At 41.0% G+C, this 4,861-nt stretch carries 8 protein-coding genes; 5 read left to right on the top strand and 3 right to left on the bottom strand.

The features are described from left to right. Positions 1-323: hypothetical protein (locus HRU42_RS20580; RefSeq protein ID WP_295033898.1), on the bottom strand; the 323-nt coding region annotated here is incomplete at its 3' end. Between HRU42_RS20580 and HRU42_RS20575 the strand changes: the two genes are divergently transcribed. Continuing rightward, positions 310-447, top strand: coding sequence for a hypothetical protein (locus HRU42_RS20575; protein WP_295033897.1), 138 nt, complete (start codon positions 310-312; stop codon positions 445-447). The two genes, HRU42_RS20580 and HRU42_RS20575, sit on opposite strands and share 14 nt — an antisense overlap. A 175-nt stretch (positions 448-622) precedes the next feature. Here the strand turns inward: HRU42_RS20575 and HRU42_RS20570 are convergent, their stop codons facing one another. Then, the gene (locus HRU42_RS20570) at positions 623-853 is read right to left on the bottom strand and encodes a CHC2 zinc finger domain-containing protein (protein ID WP_295033895.1); all 231 of its coding nucleotides are present in this window, start codon (positions 851-853) and stop codon (positions 623-625) included. Positions 854-953: 100 nt separating this feature from the next. On the opposite strand from HRU42_RS20570, the gene HRU42_RS20565 reads away from it, so the two are divergent. Together HRU42_RS20565 and HRU42_RS20560 are read left to right on the top strand one after the other, a co-directional pair. After that, positions 954-1,328: a helix-turn-helix transcriptional regulator gene (locus HRU42_RS20565; protein WP_295033893.1), complete on the top strand. Its 375-nt coding sequence runs from the start codon at positions 954-956 to the stop codon at positions 1,326-1,328. Positions 1,329-1,417: 89 nt separating this feature from the next. Next, positions 1,418-1,939, top strand: a complete 522-nt coding sequence (locus tag HRU42_RS20560) for a DUF3592 domain-containing protein (protein ID WP_295033891.1) — start codon at positions 1,418-1,420, stop codon at positions 1,937-1,939. 82 nt (positions 1,940-2,021) lie between these two features. On the opposite strand, the gene HRU42_RS20555 is transcribed toward HRU42_RS20560, so the two are convergent. Then, the gene (locus tag HRU42_RS20555; RefSeq protein WP_295033889.1) at positions 2,022-3,284 is read right to left on the bottom strand and encodes an RHS repeat-associated core domain-containing protein; all 1,263 of its coding nucleotides are present in this window, start codon (positions 3,282-3,284) and stop codon (positions 2,022-2,024) included. Between the two features lie 76 nt (positions 3,285-3,360). On the opposite strand from HRU42_RS20555, the gene HRU42_RS20550 reads away from it, so the two are divergent. Further along, the gene (locus HRU42_RS20550; RefSeq protein ID WP_295033887.1) at positions 3,361-3,849 is read left to right on the top strand and encodes a hypothetical protein; all 489 of its coding nucleotides are present in this window, start codon (positions 3,361-3,363) and stop codon (positions 3,847-3,849) included. Between the two features lie 2 nt (positions 3,850-3,851). Beyond that, on the top strand, positions 3,852-4,793 hold the full coding sequence (locus HRU42_RS20545; protein WP_295033885.1) for a DDE-type integrase/transposase/recombinase: 942 nt from the start codon (positions 3,852-3,854) through the stop codon (positions 4,791-4,793). Positions 4,794-4,861 lie beyond the last annotated feature (68 nt).

Raw genomic sequence — 4,861 nt, 5'->3', positions numbered from 1 at the left:
TTACTCACCGCAGACCAGCTTAAGTCATAGCGACCATCAGTGCTAGTGCCGGTCACACTACCACTGCTGCTTGAGGGCATGATGGGAATAAAAATAGTGATATCACCCACCGCGATGGGGATAAACACCGTCTGACCTTGGTTCGCTTGTATTGGCGGCGACAAGGTCGAGATGAATATGACTAACCCGATAAAAAACAATTGTGGGTGTCTTCGTTGTTTTCGCAGATTGCGCATTTCAGTGGAGTTATTGGCCACCTTAGCCAAAACGTTATCGGTGAGTGTTGAAGAATTGATGGAAGAGCCAAGCGTGAAAACTGCCACTAAGCGAGGGCCAACATCTTTGCTGCATAAGCAGATTGAACAAGTTGGCTTAATGCCTAGGGCAAAGCAAAAATTTATCAGTGAGATGTTAGAGGCATTAATTAAACAGCAACAATCGGCATAACCTAGCGCCGATATTAAACAGCAACTAAGGTAATTAGCCGCTAAAAAGCCAAAGCCCCGCAGTGATGCAGGGCTTTGGTTTGTGCTGTTTTTTATTTAATAAAGAGAGGGGCTAAAAATATAACTAAGTCATTAACTCGTTAATTTATTAGATAGATTTTTATGGCTGTCCCTTTTTACTCGTTCATCACCCAATCAATCACAGAGCCTGCTTCACCACAGCCAAAACAATTAAATAAATTATTGGGGCTGATCACAAGGCTTGCCGTATTGTCTTGATGAAACGGACATGGGATCACTTTGTCTTTACCATGCGCTTTGGGTTTATGGCCTTGAGATTCCACCAAACGCAATAAACTTACATCACGTTTGATTTGTTCAATTACTGATTCTTTTAGTCGAGCCATAGTAAAACCCCCAAAAACCTGTCAATACCCACAAGAGTTTTTATTTTAAAACCAAAAGAGGTATCATTGCAACCTCTTTTGGTAACTAGGGTATATCATCATGGGTCAGTGGTTAACTTCGATTGATTTTAAAAAGATGAGTATTCAAGAAAGATTAATTTCGCTAAGACGTGATAAACAGCTTATTCAGCAAGAAATGGCTGACACTATTGGTGTGCATGTCAATCAAATTAGACGGTACGAAGCGGGTGCAACACAGCCCTCACTTGAGGTACTAAAAAAGATTGCTGTAACACTTCATGTCAGCATCGATTCACTCGTTTTTAATGCAAGTGAACGTGATCCTGATGATGAGTTAAAATTACAATTTGAAGCTATACAAGGTTTTACAGAACAAGAAAAGTTAGTAACAAAAACAGTACTGGAAGGTTTAATTCTCAAACATGATGCTAATCGTTTTAGTGCGATGAAATAAAAGTAGCTAAGGAAAGTAGCGGCTAATAAAAGTTCTACCAAAAGGTAGAGCTTTGGATATCTAATGTCTATATAAAATTAAGGGAACTGATGAAATCAAAAGTTAAAGATAAAGCAATCAAAGAAATATTTGGTACATTTATACTAATTATTGCTGTAATTGTATTGTTTCGTTATGAAGATATTAAAGGTGGATTTTTTCCTGATTCTATTCATTTCGAGCAAACGACAGGAACTGTTATAACTTCAAAAATGAACTATCATGTAGGAGTAAAAGGAGCTTCTGGGTATAGGTTTATAATTGAATATGAATTTAAAATTCATGGAATAAAGCATACTTCTGACAAAGTTAATTTTGGAAGTAAGAGTTTTAGAAGAAAAGAAAAGGCAGAAAAAATAATAGAAAAATATCCTGTTGGGAAAGAAGTCGTTGTGTATTATGAAACAGGGAATCCGGATTTAGCTATATTAGAACCCCAAAATAACTCTAACTCTGAGTTTTTCATTGTATTAGCTGTGTTAGGTAGTTTTATCTTGTTTCTTTTAGCCATAGTATTTCAACGGTATAGAAAGAAAAGACCTCAAACAAAAATCATTAAATCAAAAAAATAAACAATAAATAATAAATAATTTAACTAGCCAAGTTAAAAAATACTTACTTGGCTAGTTAAAACATATCTATAATTTCGCTATATTAGCAACTGCCTTGCCGCATACAACCAGCAGCCTTACCTCCAGCTCCAGAACCTGCTGCTGCTCCTCTTGCCTCTCTAGCCGCTTTGGTAGCATTGTTTTGTTTATTTGCTTGTCGATTCAGTTTACGATTACCTTTCCTGCTATTTGCCGAGCCTTTCGGCTTCATTTGACCAGTTATATTTTTTGCTGAAACAGGTAAGTTTTTAGCTACATTACCAACAATAGCACCACCAATTTTACCACCAGTAACATCAGCAGCAATACCCTCCATAGTGATATCACCACCTGTGATTGCTGAACCAGCTACACTAGCAGATATATCACCACCTAAGGTGGCAGCAGCCTTGCCTACACCGCCCAATTTTGCAACCGCAGCTAACTTTGCAACCCCTGACGCAATTCCTGCTCCAACAGCTCCTGCGGCTCCCGCAGCTGCTATTCTACCTAAACTTGAAGCATTAAATCCAAGTTCTCCTGTGTATGCTTGAACACCTATTTCGAGAGCTGCACCGATAAATGCACCCAATAAAAACTCACCATCTGGATCAGTATATTTATAAGGATTGTTATTCACATACAGATACCGATTAAACGACATCACAGGGTTAGCAGCAGTATATCCAACTGGGTCACTAGAATAAAACCGCCCAATCACTGGATCATAGTATCGTGCCTGCATATAAGTCAAACCCAGATCTTCATCTTGCAGATGCCCGGTAAATCCTAGACCCACTTTTTCACCGCCGAGGCGTTTACCAAAGGGCTCATACACACTGCGACTGATCACATAGCCTGACTCATCGGTTTCCATAACCGGCGTACCCAGCATATCGGTATGCTGATAACGCACCCTACTGCTACGCGATACCGAGCCCGCTAAGTAACTCACACCACATTGGTTGCTGGCATTACAGGCTTGGATCTCGATCTTATTACTGCCCAATGACAGCCCTGCCAGCGAGTAATGGGTCCCGATCACCTTAATAATGCGCTGTTTGCCATTTTCATCGGTGATGATGATTTGATAATAACTCGCATTACTCTCCGCAGACCAGCTTAAGTCATAGCGACCATCTGTGCTAGTGCCGGTCACACTACCACTGCTGCTTGAAGCCATGATGGGAATAAAGGTAATAATATCACCCACCGCGATGGGGATAAACACCGTCTGACCTTGGCTCGCTTGTATTGGCGGCGACAAGGTAGCCACGCATATGACTAACCCGATAAGAAATAATTGTGGGTGTCTTCGGTTCGGCACACCTGAAATTCAGGCCTTAAGATCACAACAGGCCAGAAACTTTATCACGTTATTGATGCTATCAAATGGCGCACCTATGTTCAGAATGGGTGATGAGTTTCTACACACTCAGGGCGGCAATAACAACCCCTATAATCAAGATAATGACACCAGCTGGTTAGACTGGAACCGGGCTAAAACCCATGCCTCTATGACGCAATTTTTTAGCAAATTGATACAATTCCGTAAAGAAAATGTCAGTATCGGTCGCCCGGGATTCTGGCGGGAAGATATTCAATGGTTTGGGGTTAACAGTCTTGATGTTGATCTGTCTTATGACTCACATAGTTTTGCTTATCATCTCAGTGGCAAGGGGGTTGGCGGTAAAAATTTGTATGTCATGATCAATACTTATTGGGAACCACTTAACTTTACGGTGCAGATAGAAAATAAAGCATGGATCAGAGTGATTGATACCAGTTTAAGCGTTGCACAATCGATCAGACTCAAGGGCCCAAATATTAAGCTTAAAAATGCCCAATATCTGGTCAAACCCCGTTCAGTCGTGGTCTTAATGGAGAAATAATAATGACCAAAACACGTACTAATTATTATCAGGATTTATCTGCCGATTATTCCACGCCCGTGCGAGTTTCTGCTGCAGTGGCACAGCAAATGATCGATGCAGCCGAGCTGTTTTTAACAGTAAAACAAGACGAATTACCTCAAATTGATGATCAGTATTCGCTCGAACAAATAGAAGCTGAAAACAAGGCATGGTGGCCAACTCACTGTGAGGCATTACGTCAATCACGAGATGAAATATTAAGTGCTGAGTACCATAAGAACCTGGTTTACTTCTGTCAGGACGGGCCTTTTTATGGCCTAGAAGAGCAAAAAAACCGAGAGCAACAATGGTGGGCATTACTGGCACAACCCGGCGTCACTATGAGCTGGCCAATCGTCATGTTTCATGGTGAATATGTCTGGTTTGAGTGGGCATGTATGGATGATCATACCCATGAAACAACAGCTAAAGGCAGTGTGGCTTGGATCCGACGGGGTCATCGCGGCGGATGCCACTGGAAAGGCGAGCAACTGACGTTTTACCGTGATTTGCGGAGGATGTTAAAATCAATGGTTCGCGCTAAGAAATACAGCTCATATAAAGGTGAACAAGGTAAAGCTGCCCCTAATATTTTAGAACGAGACTTCGCAGCGTCGAAACCCAATGAAAAGTGGGTTACAGATGTAACTGAGTTTAAAGTTAAAGGGCAGAAAGTGTACCTATCACCGATAATTGACTTGTTTAATCAAGAGGTTATTTCTTATCGTGTTGATACAAATGTTCGTTTGCCATTGGTAACTGATATGCTTAAAGATGCCCTAGATACGCTAGGTGATGACGCCAAGATTATTGTTCATAGTGATCAAGGATGGCAATATAGACACTCAAGCTACAAAGAGCTATTGCTGGAATCAAGCAATAAGTGCAACACGCTTACCAGTAAAGACCTCGAGGGGTGTTAGCCCGCCTAATATCTTTCTTGGCGTTAAATTTAGTTGCAATATTCTGTTCTCGATTTCCTCCTCTGTCA

The sequence above is a fragment of the Shewanella sp. genome, from assembly GCF_013214165.1.
In the GTDB taxonomy this organism is placed as follows: Bacteria; Pseudomonadota; Gammaproteobacteria; order Enterobacterales; family Shewanellaceae; genus Shewanella.
Note: the sequence above shows the minus strand (reverse complement) of the source record. Positions and strands in the feature narration are given on the sequence as shown.